Annotated in this window: 17 protein-coding genes; 9 read left to right on the top strand and 8 right to left on the bottom strand. The window is 40.0% G+C overall.

Translation table 11 applies throughout. The annotated features are described in order from the left end of the window. Positions 1–71: 71 nt before the first annotated feature. Positions 72–1,454, bottom strand: coding sequence for a cysteine--tRNA ligase (cysS, locus tag EES38_RS08475; protein ID WP_124936753.1), 1,383 nt, complete (start codon positions 1,452–1,454; stop codon positions 72–74). A 156-nt stretch (positions 1,455–1,610) separates the two neighbouring features. Between cysS and EES38_RS08470 the strand changes: the two genes are divergently transcribed. The 5 genes from EES38_RS08470 (at position 1,611) to EES38_RS08450 (ending at position 5,879) form a co-directional block, all read left to right on the top strand. Next, positions 1,611–2,105 (top strand): peptidylprolyl isomerase, encoded by a 495-nt coding sequence (locus tag EES38_RS08470; RefSeq protein WP_124936752.1) that lies wholly within the window; start codon positions 1,611–1,613, stop codon positions 2,103–2,105. Between the two features lie 61 nt (positions 2,106–2,166). Further along, the gene (lpxH, locus tag EES38_RS08465; RefSeq protein ID WP_124936751.1) at positions 2,167–2,895 is read left to right on the top strand and encodes a UDP-2,3-diacylglucosamine diphosphatase; all 729 of its coding nucleotides are present in this window, start codon (positions 2,167–2,169) and stop codon (positions 2,893–2,895) included. A 76-nt stretch (positions 2,896–2,971) separates the two neighbouring features. Beyond that, entirely contained in the window at positions 2,972–4,183 is a 1,212-nt protein-coding gene (locus EES38_RS08460) for an EAL and HDOD domain-containing protein (protein ID WP_124936750.1), read from the top strand. Between the two features lie 4 nt (positions 4,184–4,187). Continuing rightward, a complete protein-coding gene (locus EES38_RS08455; protein WP_166434225.1) occupies positions 4,188–4,592 on the top strand; it encodes a YchJ family protein in 405 nt (134 codons plus the stop codon). A gap of 69 nt (positions 4,593–4,661) precedes the next feature. Further along, positions 4,662–5,879 (top strand): EAL and HDOD domain-containing protein, encoded by a 1,218-nt coding sequence (locus tag EES38_RS08450; RefSeq protein WP_124936748.1) that lies wholly within the window; start codon positions 4,662–4,664, stop codon positions 5,877–5,879. Positions 5,880–5,901: 22 nt separating this feature from the next. On the opposite strand, the gene EES38_RS08445 is transcribed toward EES38_RS08450, so the two are convergent. Both EES38_RS08445 and EES38_RS08440 read right to left on the bottom strand, forming a co-directional pair. Beyond that, positions 5,902–6,552 carry a DUF2057 family protein gene (locus EES38_RS08445; protein WP_124936747.1) on the bottom strand — a complete coding sequence of 217 codons (651 nt, stop codon included), beginning with the start codon at positions 6,550–6,552 and terminating at the stop codon, positions 5,902–5,904. 94 nt (positions 6,553–6,646) lie between these two features. Next, positions 6,647–7,651, bottom strand: coding sequence for a porin (locus EES38_RS08440; RefSeq protein ID WP_124936746.1), 1,005 nt, complete (start codon positions 7,649–7,651; stop codon positions 6,647–6,649). Positions 7,652–8,156: 505 nt separating this feature from the next. On the opposite strand from EES38_RS08440, the gene dinG reads away from it, so the two are divergent. From dinG to xthA, 4 genes are read left to right on the top strand one after another with little or no spacing between them, the layout of a single operon-like run. Continuing rightward, positions 8,157–10,241 carry an ATP-dependent DNA helicase DinG gene (gene dinG, locus EES38_RS08435; RefSeq protein WP_124936745.1) on the top strand — a complete coding sequence of 695 codons (2,085 nt, stop codon included), beginning with the start codon at positions 8,157–8,159 and terminating at the stop codon, positions 10,239–10,241. A gap of 55 nt (positions 10,242–10,296) precedes the next feature. Beyond that, positions 10,297–10,851: a primosomal replication protein PriC gene (priC, locus tag EES38_RS08430; RefSeq protein WP_124936744.1), complete on the top strand. Its 555-nt coding sequence runs from the start codon at positions 10,297–10,299 to the stop codon at positions 10,849–10,851. 2 nt (positions 10,852–10,853) lie between these two features. Then, positions 10,854–11,012 (top strand): pleiotropic regulatory protein RsmS, encoded by a 159-nt coding sequence (gene rsmS / locus EES38_RS08425; RefSeq protein ID WP_124936743.1) that lies wholly within the window; start codon positions 10,854–10,856, stop codon positions 11,010–11,012. Positions 11,013–11,039: 27 nt separating this feature from the next. Then, positions 11,040–11,852 carry an exodeoxyribonuclease III gene (gene xthA / locus EES38_RS08420; protein ID WP_124936742.1) on the top strand — a complete coding sequence of 271 codons (813 nt, stop codon included), beginning with the start codon at positions 11,040–11,042 and terminating at the stop codon, positions 11,850–11,852. Positions 11,853–11,897: 45 nt separating this feature from the next. Here xthA and EES38_RS08415 read toward each other — a convergent pair whose 3' ends face one another. The 5 genes from EES38_RS08415 to EES38_RS08395 form a co-directional block, all read right to left on the bottom strand. Continuing rightward, entirely contained in the window at positions 11,898–13,127 is a 1,230-nt protein-coding gene (locus tag EES38_RS08415) for a DUF2254 domain-containing protein (RefSeq protein ID WP_124936741.1), read from the bottom strand. Positions 13,128–13,233: 106 nt separating this feature from the next. After that, positions 13,234–13,911 carry an ABC transporter permease gene (locus EES38_RS08410; RefSeq protein ID WP_124936740.1) on the bottom strand — a complete coding sequence of 226 codons (678 nt, stop codon included), beginning with the start codon at positions 13,909–13,911 and terminating at the stop codon, positions 13,234–13,236. 2 nt (positions 13,912–13,913) lie between these two features. Beyond that, positions 13,914–14,654, bottom strand: a complete 741-nt coding sequence (locus tag EES38_RS08405; RefSeq protein WP_124936739.1) for an ABC transporter permease — start codon at positions 14,652–14,654, stop codon at positions 13,914–13,916. Positions 14,655–14,752: 98 nt separating this feature from the next. Beyond that, entirely contained in the window at positions 14,753–15,529 is a 777-nt protein-coding gene (locus tag EES38_RS08400; protein ID WP_166434224.1) for an ABC transporter substrate-binding protein, read from the bottom strand. A 45-nt stretch (positions 15,530–15,574) separates the two neighbouring features. Further along, on the bottom strand, positions 15,575–16,345 hold the full coding sequence (locus tag EES38_RS08395; RefSeq protein WP_124936737.1) for an ABC transporter ATP-binding protein: 771 nt from the start codon (positions 16,343–16,345) through the stop codon (positions 15,575–15,577). Between the last annotated feature and the right edge of the window lie 514 nt (positions 16,346–16,859).

The raw sequence follows: 16,859 nt of genomic DNA, 5'->3' as shown, positions 1-16,859 counted from the left end.
TATATTGACTTATTTTTATTATGACAAAGGGGGCAATGCCCCCCTTTAATATTCAACATGATAACTAGAGATTATTTGCGGCGCCAAGTTGTCCCGCCTGGACCATCTTCTAATATAATGCCCATTTCATTGAGCTTATCTCTAGCCATATCAGCGTTTGCCCAATCCTTAGAAGCTCTAGAATCGTTACGTAATTTAATTAGAGCTTCAATCTCTTGAACATCGTCAGAACCCTCAGCATCACCCTGTAAAAATGCCTCAGGATCTTGGTATAAGATACCAATAACATCTGCTAGTTCTTTAAGTCTAACACCAAGATGACTGGCTTGAAGCGTATCCTGACCTTTTACTCGGTTCACTTCTCGCGCAAGGTCAAATAGCACAGAATACGCTTCCGGTGTATTGAAGTCATCATCCATTGCCTCTTTGAATCGAGCAACAAACTCATCACCACCTCGCGCTTCTACCGTTAAATTTAAGCCACGTAATGAGGTATAAAGACGTTCAAGAGCAGAACGAGCCTGATTCAAATTCTCTTCACTATAATTTAGCGAACTACGGTAATGACCTGACATCAAAAAGTAACGCACGGTCTCGGCATCATAGTGAACTAATACATCGCGTATCGTAAAGAAATTACCCAGCGATTTGGACATTTTCTCTTTATCGACCATCACCATACCACTGTGCATCCATGTATTCACATATTGAGTTCCATGCGCGCAGCAAGATTGTGCGATTTCATTTTCATGATGAGGAAACTGAAGATCAGAACCTCCGCCATGGATATCAAAATGATCACCAAGAATAGAAGAGTTCATCGCAGAACATTCAATGTGCCATCCTGGACGACCTAGCCCCCAAGGAGACTCCCATGATGGTTCTCCTGGTTTAGACATTTTCCATAAAACAAAATCAAGTGGACTTTTCTTACTTAACTCGACCTGGACGCGAGCACCAGCTTGCAGCTGATCTAGGTCTTGTTTTGATAGTTTCCCGTAATCGTCATACTTACTAACTTCAAACATGACGTCGCCGTTATCAGCTACGTAGGCAAAACCTTTGCTAACCAATGTTTCTACCAGTTCGATAATTTCCTTGATAAATCGAGTCGCTCTAGGCTCAACATCAGGCCGCAGAATATTAAGTGCATCAAAGTCTGCATGCATTTCACTGATCAGCCTCTCGGTCAAGCTATCACATGACTCTTCGTTCTCGGCAGCACGTTTGATTATCTTGTCATCAATATCTGTGATATTTCTTACCAGTGTTAAATCATAACCGCTATAACGAAGATAACGAGATACGACGTCGAATGATACGAAAGTACGACCATGACCAATGTGGCAGAGATCATAGATAGTGACACCGCAAACATACATACCTACTTTACCTTCGGTAATAGGTTTAAATTGTTCTTTTTTCCTTGTTAGCGAGTTATATATCTTCAGCATGATCTCTATCTATTAAAGTTAGTTAAACAAAACGACCTCGATTATAGCAATGCTAATTAGGTCCGGTCACCCTTAATCTTCAATAACATTGATTTGCTTGTATAAATAACTACGCTAAAATGTGATTTCAAGACAACATATAAAAAGGTAATAGTTATGATCACCCTTCACACGAACTTCGGTGACATTAAAATTCAGCTGAATGAAGAAAAAGCTCCAGAAACAAGCGCGAACTTTCTTCAGTACTGCAAGGATGGCTTCTACGACAATACGCTTTTCCACCGTGTCATCGATGGCTTTATGATTCAGGGCGGCGGCATGACATCTGGTCTCAAAGAAAAGGCAACAAGAGCACCGATTAAGAATGAGGCGAATAACGGTCTAAGCAACGCAGTTGGCACATTGGCTATGGCCAGAACTATGGAACCTCATTCAGCTAGCTCGCAGTTTTTCATCAATGTAAACAACAACACATTCTTGGATCACCGCGCAGAATCGCTCGACGGTTGGGGTTACTGTGTTTTTGCTGAAGTTGTTGACGGAATGGATGTTGTTAATCAAATTAAAGGCGTAAGCACAGGCTCTTACGGTATGCATCAAGACGTTCCTCTGGAAGACGTTGTAATCACAGGCACAACGATTGAAGAATAAGTGACCTGACTTTTCCCGAGAGAGCACCCTCGTGCTCTCTCTCAGCCAAAATTGAAATTCAATGCATACATTATTTATTTCTGACCTCCATTTATCACCTGATAGACCCGACCTAACAACAGCGTTTTGCTCATTTGTTACAGATTACGCTTATAAGGCAGATGCGCTCTACATTCTGGGAGACCTTTTTGACTTTTGGGTTGGTGATGATGATCAAAGCGACTTTGCAAAGCAGGTAAAAGAAGCGATTTGTCAGCTAATCGACTCAGGAGTTCCTTGTTATTTCTTACATGGAAATCGAGACTTTTTAGTTGGTCAAAAATTCTGCCAAGACACTGGATTAATTACGCTTCCAGAAGAAACGGTGATTAAGCTTTATGGTACTTCAACGTTATTAATGCACGGCGATACACTTTGCACTGAGGACATAAAATATCTGGCATTCAGAGAAAAAGTTCACAAGCCATGGTTACAAAAGCTATATAAATTATTGCCCTTTTCACTAAAACTGAAAATCGTTGCTAAAATAAAGGGGTCCGTCCGGGAAGATAAGAAAACAAAGCAATTGACCATCATGGACGTTACACCATCTGCGGTTTCTAATGTCATGAAAAAATATGGTGTTGATTATTTGATACACGGTCATACTCATCGCCCAGATCATCATGTAGACGGAAAAGATTCGTCAAGTGAGAAGCATCGGATTGTTTTAGGTGATTGGAATAAATTCGCTTACGCTCTAAGGGTCGATAACAACTTTGATATGACCACAATCAAATATGAGATCTAAAACAAAGCGCGCGGTATCGCTTGATGAGATCTTCATGTTTAAACTGTTCGCTAATGTATAACGAGGGAGAGCGAGTTTGCAGTACACATTTATTGCCAGACAACCTATTTTAAGTAAAGATAGTAATCTATTTGGTTATGAGTTGCTGTTTCGAGATGGTCCTAATAATAGCTTCCCTAATATCGATCCGACATTAGCGACAGGTAAAATTATTACTGATAATTTCCTCAACGTTCACAATCGAGTATGTGGGGACACATTTTCCTTTGTTAATTTTACCTATGATAGTTTGATTCAGGAAATTCCTACGCTTCTTCCAGCCAATAAGCTTGTAATTGAAATACTGGAGACTTGCCAACCTACAGATGAACTGCTTTCAGCAGTCAAATCGATGCGTAGTAAAGGGTATCATTTAGCTCTTGATGATTTTATACCCGCCCCTGAGTGGCAACGTTTTTTACCGTACATTGATTTTATCAAATTTGACATATCTACCTTCCCAATTAAGAAAGCACAATCTATCATAAGAAAATTATCGCTAACCAAAATTCGCTTTCTAGCAGAACGAGTCGAAACACATGAAGAATTTCAGGAAGCCATTCTTGCTGGATTTGACTTATTTCAAGGATATTTTTTTAGTAAGCCGGAGTTATTAAAGAATAAAAAGCTCGAAGCAGCTGTGATGAATGTACTCCATCTATTTAAACAAACGACTAAAGCTCCTCTCAATTACGATGTCATCGAATCCATTATATCTCGTGACCTAAGCTTGTCTTATAAACTGTTAGCTCTAGTTAATAACTCTCCCGCCATCCAAGTTAAGATTAACTCCTTCAAACAAGCCATTGCTTATCTCGGAGAAGAAAAACTTCGTAAATTCATCGCTTTGCTAGCAATCACTAATGTGGGTAAAGATAAGCCACAATACCTTTATGGGCTATCAATTCAAACAGCGCGATTTTGTGAAAGAATCGCATCAGAAACGAAAGTGGCTGATTCCGGTAGCGCTTTCCTCACGGGAATGTTCTGCTATTTAGAAACACTACTTGAAATACCACTCTCTTTCATTCTGAATGAACTTCCCATCGAAGACGAGGTGAAGGCCGCCTTGCTCGGAAATGAGACTGTATTAGGTAAACTGCTTAAAATCGCTCTTTGCTACGAGCATGCGGATTGGATTTCATTAGAAGTTCTAGCAACGGAGTTTAGCCTAACAGAAAACCAAATTTCGAATTATTACGCAGAAGCGATACAATGGACGTCTGAATTATTTGTCGATGCCGAGTAAAATTATGCGTAATCAATGTCCTTGTGGCAGTAAAAAAAGATATAAAAACTGTTGTGAACTCATTCACAAGGACCACTCAAAAGCCCAGATACCTGAACAATTAATGCGTGCAAGATATTCAGCTTATGCTTTAGGTCTTATTGACTTTATTATAAATACATACCCACATGAAATTGCCACGACACTTCCACGTAAAGAAATAGAATCTGGCACATTACTCACATGGACAAAACTCGTCATAAAATCCTCATCTCTATCCCAAAATGAAACTGAGGGCTTTGTTCACTTTAAAGCATTTTATATAGAAAATGGCGCATCGTATGCATTAGAAGAATTATCACGTTTTCAAAAAGTTAATGGGCTATGGTTCTACGTTGATGGAACTTTCCCTGAGTCATCTTGCAACTGATAATTTTATTGCCATATGTTCATAAGTTTTATACGATAATTCTATCGTCTTGATATAAGGATCAGTCTGTTGCAGTATTCATACGTCGCCCGACAGGCAATATTTAATCCAGCCAAAAACGTCCTTGGCTATGAATTGCTGTTCAGAGATGGACCTGAGAATTTATTTCCAAAAATTGATTCAGACCAGGCAACCAGCAGATTATTATCAGAGCACTTCTTAACCCTGCATAATCGCGTTGCTGAAGGCCTTCTAACCTTTGTAAATTTTCCCTATAAAAGTTTAGTTTCCCACGTACCAACCCTGCTGCCCAAAGAACGTTTGGTCGTGGAAATATTGGAAGATTGCAAACCAACCCAAGAGCTCTTAGAAGCAATATCTAAAATGTCTGGCATGGGCTATAAATTGGCATTGGATGATTTCATTCCTAGTTCGGAGTGGAAACCATTTTTACCGTTTGTTAATTATATCAAATTTGATATTACAGAAGTTTCTCCCCAGAAAGCTAAAGTGCTTATTGATAAGTTGGCAAAAACCAATATTAAGTTTATCGCTGAAAAAGTAGAAACTTACCAAGAATATCAAGAATGTATCGAAGTGGGATTCCATTTATTTCAGGGTTACTTTTTTAGTAAGCCTGAAATGATTCGTAAAGAGAAAATAGACCCCTCTTTAATTGCAACAGTGCAATTATGTGAGCAAATGGCTAAACCGAATATAGATTTCGACCGCGTTGAAAGTATTATATCCCGAGATGTGAGCTTGTCTTATAAGCTCCTCACCTTAGTTAATAATTCACCCAATGTTCTGGTTAAGATTAAGTCGTTTAAACAAGCGATCACCTATTTAGGCGAAGAAAGGCTTCGCCAATTTGTTTCGCTTATAGCGATTGCCGCCAGTGCAGAGGGAAAACCTAGGCATTTATTTACTCTATCGTTACAAAATGCCTACTTCTGTGAAGAAATATCTAAACTCATCATAACGAAAACAGAACCTGGCAGTGCTTTCTTAACTGGCATATTCTGCTATCTAGATAGCATCATGGATCAATCTTTAGAACAGCTACTCAAGGAAATACCATTATCTAAGGAAGTGAGCAATGCTTTGCTTAAAGGAGAAGGGAGCTTGGGTGACGTTTTGTCCTTAGCTAAAGCCTATGACCATGCAGAATGGAATACCGTACAAAGCATGACCTGTAAACTTGGGATTTCCTTGGAGCTAACCGCTCAGTGCTACGATAGTGCTATCACAAAGGTTTCTGAAGTAAGTCGTTGCCACGCAATTTAAAAGCATGGCAACTTACATCTCACTATTTCTGCGTTGCAATCCACTCTTGAATACGAGCTTTTTGCGTAGGTGTTGCGTTTTTATACAGTAACTGAATTGTTTGGATTAGCGTATCATCGGCAGGATTAGTCTGAATCGATTGATTTGCTATTGCTGGGGCGTACTGAACAGGCACAGGGGCAAATTGATTATTTTGCTTTTTATTGTAGTCAGCAACAGCATCTTCAATGTCAGCAAATGGAGCGATACCATTTCCTTCAAGCTCTTCTGCGGCTAGAACGATATCTTTATTATTTAATTCGGCTTTCCACTCCACATCACGGCGGAAATACGCTTCTGCTTGTGAATATACAGAAAGTCTTGGAGCTAGAATATTCAGCGTATCATCTTGCTTTAGGTCCACTTCAGCTACGTAAGGCAGAGAGCTGTAGACGACTGACTTTTGGCTACCCTTACGAACATTGCCATAATAACGAAAAACGACCTGGTGCTTACCTTGCTGTAGTTGAATGCCATTATGAGCATCGGACGCCTCTACCTCGGCTCCATCTAATGCAAGAAGCTCAATCGAAGAACTGGTCTGAACAGAAGCTGCCTGCGACGTTAGTGAAAATGAACCGAATACAAACCCTAATACAGGAATTAAAAAAGCGAATCGCTTATGAGACTTCATCTGTCTTTCCTTTATTTCAAAAATAGATAACGATCAGGTAAATAAAAAGCCGCCTAAAAAGGCGGCTCTTAGTATAAATCAATTTTACACTAGATTAGAAAGAAACTTCCATACCTACAGTGTAAGCTACGTCAAAATCTGGATCCGCAGCAGTGTCTAGATCTACATCATAGTAACCTAGTTCAGCGTATGCACGTACGTTAGCATTTAGTTGGTGAACAACAACACCGTAAATGTTGTTTGACTCGCCAGCGTTAGTACCTTCGTCTTCGTTAGCATATACGTAGCCTAGAGAGAAAGTATTTTTATCTACTGCGTAAGAGCCAACAACTTCAAATACTTTTCTGTCACTTACTTCAGCATTGTTAACATCTTTATTTTCGTTACCGAAAGATGCAGCCATAGACCATTGGTCATTGAAAGTATAAACAGCTTCTAGGTTGTAAGAATCTTCGTCACCAGTGCCGTAAGAAGTGCCTAGCAAATCGTTACCAAGAGATACAGACTCACCAGAGTAGATGTATAAACGTGCGTCTAAACCACCCATACGAAAACCGAAGCGACCGTCAGTTGAAGTTTCGTCAGCAGTTGAACCTTCGCCTTCATCTAGATCGTGAGAAAGACCGAAGTAGTATTGGCCATTGTCGTAAACGTATTTGATCACGTCAGAACCAATTGTTACGTCTTGACCATACTGAGCTGCACCTACTTCGAAGTCAGCGCCGATACCAGAATCATCAGTGATTAGGTACTGACGACCGAAAGTTAAAGTACCAAATTGAGCACTTGCTAGTCCAACGTATGAACCGTCAGTAGAAACTGTGCCTGTAGCATTGTCATCGCTTTCAAAAGTCTGTTTAAGACCAGCTACTGCAGTTAGGTCTTCAGTCACTTCAACGCCAACCATTACGTTTACTTGAGCGTCGTCGATACGGATTTTTGAAGATACATCGTCACCGTCAGCTTCGTAATCTTGGTAGTATTGAACTTCACCTGCACCAGAAACAGATACAGATACGCCGTCGTTGTTGTAAACTTCTGCTGCGTTTACTGAACCAGCTGCCGCTAGCACAGCTAAAGCTACTAGAGTCTTTTTCATATTAATCCACTGCCTTTTCTTAAATTTAGGAATTCCTTTTTTGGATCCCTTTTCTTTTTTTGATGACAACTAACCGTAATCAGCTGTCTCCTTAAATTCGAAACCTAGATTGCAAGAGAAATCCCCTATTGTCAAATATTATAAAAAATATAAAAAAAATATAAAATAGAACATTAAATCAATAACTTATACAAAAAAGACAACACCACCAAAACTAAAAATAGCGACAGTGTCACAAAAATGACATCCTATTATTCTCATTTATTTAGCATTTATATCTGTTTAACATCATTATTTATATAAATTTTGGGTTTTTATAAAACATTTACCCTGAATGTATAGTGATAATATTTTTTATCCCCTAAATTTATATTAAGTATCTGTCTTAGCGATTTTTTTTGTGAATTAGATCTAATTTTTAACGCCAAATTTGAATTTTTAGGGAACTTCCTCAGTAAAACAGGATTGTGATAATATCCCGAGGCCTACTAAATTGGATTCACTCATGCTCACACCCAAAATTCAAAAGTCGATACAACAGAGTTATCGAAACCTCCAATCGAATCTAGAGAAGTTTGTTCCGCGTCGAGCTCAAAATTATTTGACATCTGAAATCGCAAAAGCCTTATCGGGCGAATACAATAAAACTAATAGAGTGTTGGTGGCAGAAGCCGGCACAGGAATTGGCAAATCACTTTCGTACCTGATGGCAGCCATTCCTGTGGCCGTCCTAAATAATCGTAAACTTATCATTTCGACGGCAACAGTCGCATTACAGGAACAACTGATCAGAAAAGATCTACTTCTTCTACGGCGTATTTGCCCAGTTAATTTTGAGTTTCGTATAGCAAAAGGCAGGCAGCGCTACTGTTGTAAAGAGAAACTGGCCGCGGTAGCCAGGCCGGATGAAAGCGACCAACTTGTGCTTTTGGAGACAAAACCAGACGAAAAGAGTAAAGTTCTTTTTGATGAACTCTACACTGCCTTATGCAAGAGTAAATGGGACGGCGATAGAGATAACTGGCCGACACCTATTCCTGACGATCAGTGGAATCTTATTGTCAGCGATAAACACTCATGCAATCACGGCTTTTCTAACCACCATAATTGTCCTTATTTAAAGGCAAGACAGGAAGTCGAGATAGCTGATGTTATTGTCGCAAATCATCACTTAGTTTTAGCTGATGCTGAACTCGGCGGAGGTATCGTCCTACCAGAACCAGAATCGTCTATCTATATATTTGACGAAGCGCATCATCTTGCTCCCATTTCTCGAGATAGCTCAGCTGCATCAGCAAGTCTAAAAGGTTCAACGAACTGGTTGGAAAACCTGAATAAAGCCACCGCTAAATACCTTTCGCACTTAGACGAATCCCGCTCTTACCGGTTTAGAAATGAGCTAAATGCAGCTCTGCAGGAAATCATTCCGTTGCTACGGGAATTATTATCCTTCGTGTCACCATTACCATATGAAGAGCATGTTTGCCGATTTGAGCATGGTATTCTTCCAGAGTGGCTTGAATCTCGAGCTAAGGATTTAAAAGTTCTCACAAAAAAAGCTAATCAAAATTTATCTAAATTAGCCGATCTTTTCGCGGAACAAATCAAAGAAGGAAAGCTAAGCTCCAGAATAGCTGACCCAATTTTATCAGAATTAGGATTCTACCTTTCACGTACAGATAATTTATCTCGAGTATGGAGTATGATGGCCACGCCGAGTAGAGAGTACGGTGCCCCCTTGGCGCGTTGGATAGAAAAAAGAGATGATGGAAGCGAAGATTATATTATCAGCTCATCGCCATTAGAAGTGGGTTGGAAACTCGACCAACAACTGTGGAGTCGCTGCGTTGGATCTGTATTCGTTTCCGCAACATTGCGTGCCCTAAATTCATTTGATCACTTTTGCTATCAAACAGGAATTAGTACTAAGCCTGAAGATGGAGTACGTTTTCTTTCTCTCGCCTCTCCATTTGACTATAAAAATAACTCAGAGCTAATCGTTCCTACAATGATTAACGAACCTTCAGCCGACCAATTTACAGATGAATTGGCAGAAAAAATACCGACATTTATTCTCGAAAAGAAAGCAAACCTAGTTTTATTTTCATCTTATTGGCAAATGGAATCTGTTGCAAAAAAGATATCAAAAGAACTAAAAAAGAAAGGCTGGAGCCTTTTAATACAAGGTAAGTCCTCTCGAGAATCACTTCTAAAAACACATGCTTTTACTATAAAGATGGGCGGCACATCGGTTTTATTTGGCACAGGAAGTTTTTCTGAAGGGTTAGATTTACCAGGAGAACTGCTAGAAAATGTGATCATCACTAAAATACCCTTCTCGGTTCCAACCTCCCCCATCGAACGAGCGCATGCTGAATACATAGAAAGTAAAGGCGGGAATGCATTTCTGCAAATATCCGTTCCTGATGCGAGTAAAAAGTTAGTGCAAAGTGTTGGTCGTCTGATAAGAAAAGAAAGTGACACCGGGAGAGTAGTTGTTCTGGATCGAAGAATTATTTCAAAGCGATACGGAAAAGCCCTGTTAGATTCATTACCACCAATGAAAAGAGTCGTACATTATACAAACTAGCACTACAACCATTTTCGTGCCATCCTGACCCTAATAACATCGATAATGAAAACTTATGGACAATACCAAGCTCATCGAACTTGCCAACCACATTGATACGCTGAAAAGTCAGGCAAAACATCTTGACGAACAAAAAGGCGAGCATGTTTCAGAACGATTTGATAGAACGCTATTTAAATGTAATTCACGCTTACTGTTACCTTGTGTGAATGAGCTAAAACAAACGCTCGCTGAACTTCAACATGTAGTGACCCAGCGTGGTAGTCAGTACGAGTCATCTGTAAGCTACCTGAGCGATCGGCTCATCAATCAAATGGGCGCAATCCAACGTGAACTTGCGACTCTCAACTTGCGTCAATACGAGCCTAAGTTTCATAGTAAAGACTACTCACTAAACGGATTGTATCAACAACTTGCCCAGCATCAGGATTGGGAGCGACGATTACAGCTCATGTTAATCGACAAACAGGAACTTTTGGTCGAGTCTAAATCGGATAAAAGACAACTCATCCAGCAGCAAATTTTAAACGTCGAGCAACGACTTTCCCGTTGCCAGCAATCTAAAAACAAAATTGAAAATCAAATAGCGAAAAGAGAGCGCAAAGGATAACCATGTCAGATTCCAAACAAAACCTAAAAGATGCGCCAGAAGAAATTCAGTTGGCCGTTGACCTAATTTACCTTCTTGAACAGAATAATATTGAACCAGAGATTGCACTGAAAGCTCTCGACATCGTTAAAAACGATTACCTAAAAAAAATAAATAATTAACAGCATCCGCGAAGGACATTATTACCAATGAAAATCATCAGCTTTAACATAAATGGCCTAAGAGCCAGACTTCATCAACTGCAGGCAATCATTGATAAACACTCTCCGGATATTATTGGCCTCCAAGAAATCAAAGTACATGACGAAGCTTTTCCGCTAGCCGATATAGAAGCCATGGGCTATCACGTTTATTTTCACGGGCAAAAAGCGCACTATGGTGTCGCACTACTCTCTAAAAAGCCGGCATTGTCGATAACTAAGGGGTTTCCGACCGACACAGCCGAGCATCAAAAACGTATGATTATTGGGACATTTGCTACAGAAAATGGTCAGAGTATTTGTGTCATGAACGGCTACTTTCCCCAAGGCGATAACATAAGTCATGAGACGAAATTCCCTTATAAGCGAGCATTCTATTCCGACCTGAATACCTATCTTACTGAACATCACTCGAACGATGAAAACTTAGTCATCATGGGAGATATCAACATCAGTCCGGAAGACAAAGATATTGGCATTGGTGAAGTTAACCGTAAACGTTGGCTAAAAACTGGGAAATGTTCATTCCAACCTGAAGAGCGTGAATGGTATCAAAAGCTATGTGACTGGGGTTTGAAAGATACTTATCGTCTCGTTAATCCAGATGTGACTGAACGTTACTCATGGTTCGACTATCGTTCACGTGGATTTGACGATAACAGAGGGCTGAGAATAGACGTCATTCTCGCGACTGACTCTGTGGCCAAACAATGCGTCGAATCAGATATTGATTATGAGCTTCGAGGAATAGAAAAACCCTCTGACCATGCTCCGATTTGGTCAGTTTTTGCGGACTTATAGACGATATGAAGGGTGGTGACTCACCCTTCCCTCGTTTCATTCATCCTATTTTTGACTTACGCTACAGAGCTTTTTCTTCAGAAACTGCTTTTCTCTACAGTGTAACTCTTCCCAACTAATCGTATCTTCCAGATAGGTGATAATCTCTTTAAACGCAATATTATGTGTTTTATCCATGTTTACCTGAGCAATACGTAAAGCGTCAAATAACGCCGCGAGAACAAAGATATCTTTGTTTGCATAGGATTTTAATGATGCAAACGTATCAAATAAAATATCCCCCATTGGTTTACGCTTCATATGCCAAGAACAATCGTCAGATTTAAAAATAAAATCGCCGTCAGGGATTTCAGCTAACTCTCGGAGCACATCTCCAATGTAGTGAATAGCATGAATGGCAGTATTAGGATCATTAATACCCGGAGAAATAGCTTTCAGAGCCACTTCTGCAAGTTTCTCAACAACGAAAGAGGGATCTTGGATAGAGGAGCGATTTTCTCCAATGGTAAAAAGCGATGTTTGCGTTTTCATTTCATCGCATTTCCAATAGCCTAAAATATCGCCTTTCGCGACAAAATCGCCTACTGCAACATAGGATTCAAAGTCATGCTGTGAGTCTGCCAACTTTTCTTTCAGGAAGAGCTGAATATACCCAGTTTTCTCCGCATAAATAGGAACGGAATCAAACGCGCTTCCGTCAGGCTTTGAATCGATAAAGACATCATTTCTATCCAATGTCTCTCTCTGCTCATGGATAACCGATAGTGCTTCTCTATGAAGAGTAGAAAGCAACCTTTCGGCTTGTATCGAAACACTGATCGTCTGAATAAATTTTACGAAAGCCCAAATAGATAGAATGACCAACGCGACGATAACAACAGAAGCAATAACTGAGCTTTCCTGTTCTGCCCGAATCAAAAAGAGATTCGATATTCCATAGATGGTGGTCAGTATAAAGAGACCCAACGTGTGTTTGGCCGTAGAGTTGGTTAGAAAATTATTGATTGTTCGAGGAGAAAATTGCGACGAATACGTCGTGAGCACCATTAGAATGGTCGAGAAGCTGAACGTCATCATTGTCATGAGGCTAGTAAACGATGCCGTTAGTAGAGACGCAGCGGAATCCTTTTCAATATAAATAAAATGCGGTAAATCATGTCGAAAATAGATGCTGGTTAAGTGTGTAAATATGGTAAGGACAAATCCCCCCACACCATAAAGAAAAGGAACAAACCAGGCACTATCTACGAGGAGTAATCTTATTCTTTTTATCATTGAGTTACTGTCTATTTGGATTCAATATCATTACAGTAACACAGAAAATGTTGCAATGTAGCGACACAACTGAGGTTGTAACACAACACTCAGCTGCACATTTGAGTTAACTTCTTGGACGCATATAAGCCAATAAATATTTCTCTAACTGCTTAAACGTCGCCAGTATGATGAACGTAAGCATCATATAGAATAGTCCAGCAGTGAGAAATGCTTCGAAAGGTGCATAGTAACGAGCATTCACCAGTCTAGCTGCACCAGTAAGATCAATAATCGTTACAATACCCGCAACCGCACTACCATGGAGCATAAATATAACTTCATTGCTGTAAGCGGGTAATGAGCGTCTGAGAGCACTGGGTAATATAATACGTTTGTATATTTGAACGGTTGACATGCCAAAGGCCTTAGCGGCTTCGATTTCTCCCTTAGGAAGACCGTTGATAGCCCCTCTGAATATCTCAGCAGTATAGGCTGATGTATTTAAGACAAAGGCCACTAGAGCGCAAAACCATGCGTTCTCCCACAATGTATCTTTAACGGGTATAAACTGGTCCATGCCATAGTAGATGAGATACAACTGGATAAGTAATGGTGTACCGCGGAAGAAATAAATATAAAGCCAAGCCGGTTGGGATAAAATCAACCAGCGACTATTTCTAGCCAGAGCAAGAGGTATGGCAATTGTAAAACCGATGACAAGCGATAGCGCCACCAGCCAGGTTGTTGTCCAAAGGCCACCCAGGTACATCGGCCAAGTATCAATAATTATTGAGAAATCCATAGCTATTTTATGTGTGCACTGTATTTTCGTTCTACAACACGGAGTAATCCCGTAGAAACGCTAGTAAAAAAGAGAAAAATAATCGCCACTGTCATATAGAAGGTAAACGGCATTTTCGTAGAACCCGCTGCAATAGCGCCCATTCGGACCATATCTTCAAGCCCAATAATGGAAACCAACGCCGTTGTTTTTAGTAAGACAAGCCAGTTATTACCAAAGCCCGGTAAAGCATGTCGTACCATTTGGGGGAATAAGATTCGGCGAAAAGCAAGTGCTGGACTCATGCCATATGCTTTTGCGGCTTCTAACTCTCCCGAATCCACCGCTAGAATAGCGCCACGAAACGTCTCAGCCATGTATGCTCCAAAAATAAAGCCAATGGTTAATACACCCGCAATAAATGGGCTTACATCCAAATAATCAGGTAGGTAAGAAGTCCATTCATGACTTGAATCAAGCATGGATATCGCACCATTTATCCACTCATTAATATTATAAAGGCTACTATTAAGAAAAATCTGACCGCCAAAAAATATCAACATCATCAAGACAAGATCGGGAATACCACGAATAGCGGTGGTGTAGACAGTCGCAATGCCTTTAGCCAAGTGATTTGTGGACAACTTTGCCAATGCGCCCAGCATACCCAATATCACAGCCATGACTAATGATAACAAAGCAACTTCTATAGTTAACAGAGCACCACTGAATATGGCCCCCTCGTATCCTTTAAGATCAAACATGTAAATTATCTGGTATTCATAAATAAAGAAAAACAACAGAGAAGCGTTCTGCTCTCTGTTGTTTGAGACTGTAAAAGCACTTTTAGATTAAAAGTGAACTAGTCGCCGTAAACGTCATAGTTAAAGTATTTCGCTTCGATTTTCTTGTACTCGCCGTTTTCGCGCAACGCCTTAATAGCATCATTCAGCTTCGCGGTAAGCTCTTTATCTTGTTTACGTGTTGCGATACCAAAGCCATCCCCAAACCATTTAGGATCGGTCAAAGATGGGCCAACAAATTCATAGTTATCGCCCCCCTCTTTGTTCAATACGCCTTCTTCAAGCGCAGAGGCATCACCCAGAACAGCATCAATACGACCGTTAGCAAGATCTAAATACGCTTCATCAAAAGAGCCATAACGAACGATATCAACTGAATCGCCGTAATTATCAGTCAAGTACTGATCATGTGTTGTTGCTCTCTGTACGCCAATTTTTACCCCTTTAAGGCCTTCTTTGGTGAACTCTAACTTAGTCCCCTTTTTAGCAATAAATTTGTTAGGAATCAGTGCATATTTATCCGTAAAATCAACTTTCTTTTTACGTTCCTCGGTAATGGACATGGCAGCGATAATAGCGTCATATTTACGAGCTAACAGAGACGGAATAATACCATCCCAATCTTGTTGAACTATTTTACATTTAACCTGCATTTGCGCACATAATGCATTCGCCATGTCCACATCAAAACCTTTCAATGAACCGTCGGCTTCTGTCCAACTAAATGGAGGATAGGCACCTTCAGTACCAAATCGAACAACCTTCCAATCCTTTGCCTGTACGACTCCAGTTGTTGTTACCGCTGCTATCGCAGCCATAAGTAACCACTTTTTCATTTCCATACTCCTGTCTTTATAGTTGTTATTTAAGTTTTAATTATTCTAGTACACTGTCGATATAAATTGTTTTAACCGAGGCGATTTTGGGGAAGTGAACAGTTGCTCGGGAACACCCTGCTCTTCCACTTTACCTTCATGTAAGAACATCACATGATTTGAAACATCCCTCGCAAATGCCATCTCGTGAGTTACCACAAGCATCGTCCGCCCTTCATTGGCCAAATCCTTCATTACTCCTAGCACTTCTCCTACTAACTCAGGGTCGAGAGCTGAAGTAGGCTCATCAAATAACATGACTTCCGGGTTTACCGCTAATGCACGAGCAATTGCTGCTCGTTGCTGCTGCCCGCCCGACAAATGACTCGGATAGTAATCCTTGCGTTCCAGCAGACCCACTTTGAGTAATATTTTTTCGGCGTTCGCTATAGCTTCATCTTTATTAATGCCAAGAACATGTACAGGCGCTTCAATCACGTTTTCTAAAACAGTCATGTGTGACCAAAGATTGAAGCTTTGAAAAACCATCGCTAATCGGGAACGAATTCGTTGAACCTGTTTCTGATTCGTTGGCAAGTACAGTCCTTTACTATTCACTGCCATTTCAATTTGCTCGCCGTTCACCCAGATATCACCAGCAGTTGGCGTCTCTAACAAATTGATACAGCGTAAAAATGTACTTTTCCCTGAACCAGATGAACCTATAATCGATACGACATCCCCTTTAAAAGCTTCAAGAGAGATGCCTTTCAAGACCTCATTGTCACCAAACGTCTTATGTAAATTATTAATAGTAAGCGCTGGACTTCGACTCATGCGCTAGAACTCCCCGATAATATGTTGTGCCTGAGGCTCGATAATATTTTTTAAACTAGCACTCCGCCCAAAAACATTCAACAAATTATTAACCTAGCAAGCCGACATAAGTAAATATAATATATGAGTATATATTCAAAATATGGCATAAAATTTCGATAAAAATGCTCTAAATCAAATTTATCATGATGAATCGATAACGACAGCTAAAATTAATGCAACAATTTTGATACATAATGATAATTTTATACACAACTGGTTGATGCTGTATCAAGATGAGGGTAGAAGTGATCACAAGAAGAGAAATAACACTAGTTGAGTAACAACGCTCAAATAACAACCAAGAATTCTGCGCTTTTTTTAAGATTTATTGATTTAGTTTAAGGTTTGCTCCTTTTTTTTAATCTAACCTAGGTCTCGTGGTTTAGTTACAAAGAATTTATGTGCTTCAACCAATTGAGTTAAGAAAGACAATATCAAAAGTCGATTTCACGTCATATTGACTGTTTATATT

It is taken from the genome of Vibrio viridaestus (assembly GCF_003856525.1).
Classification (GTDB): domain Bacteria; phylum Pseudomonadota; class Gammaproteobacteria; order Enterobacterales; family Vibrionaceae; genus Vibrio; species Vibrio viridaestus.
This window is presented reverse-complemented; position numbering and strand designations above follow the sequence as displayed.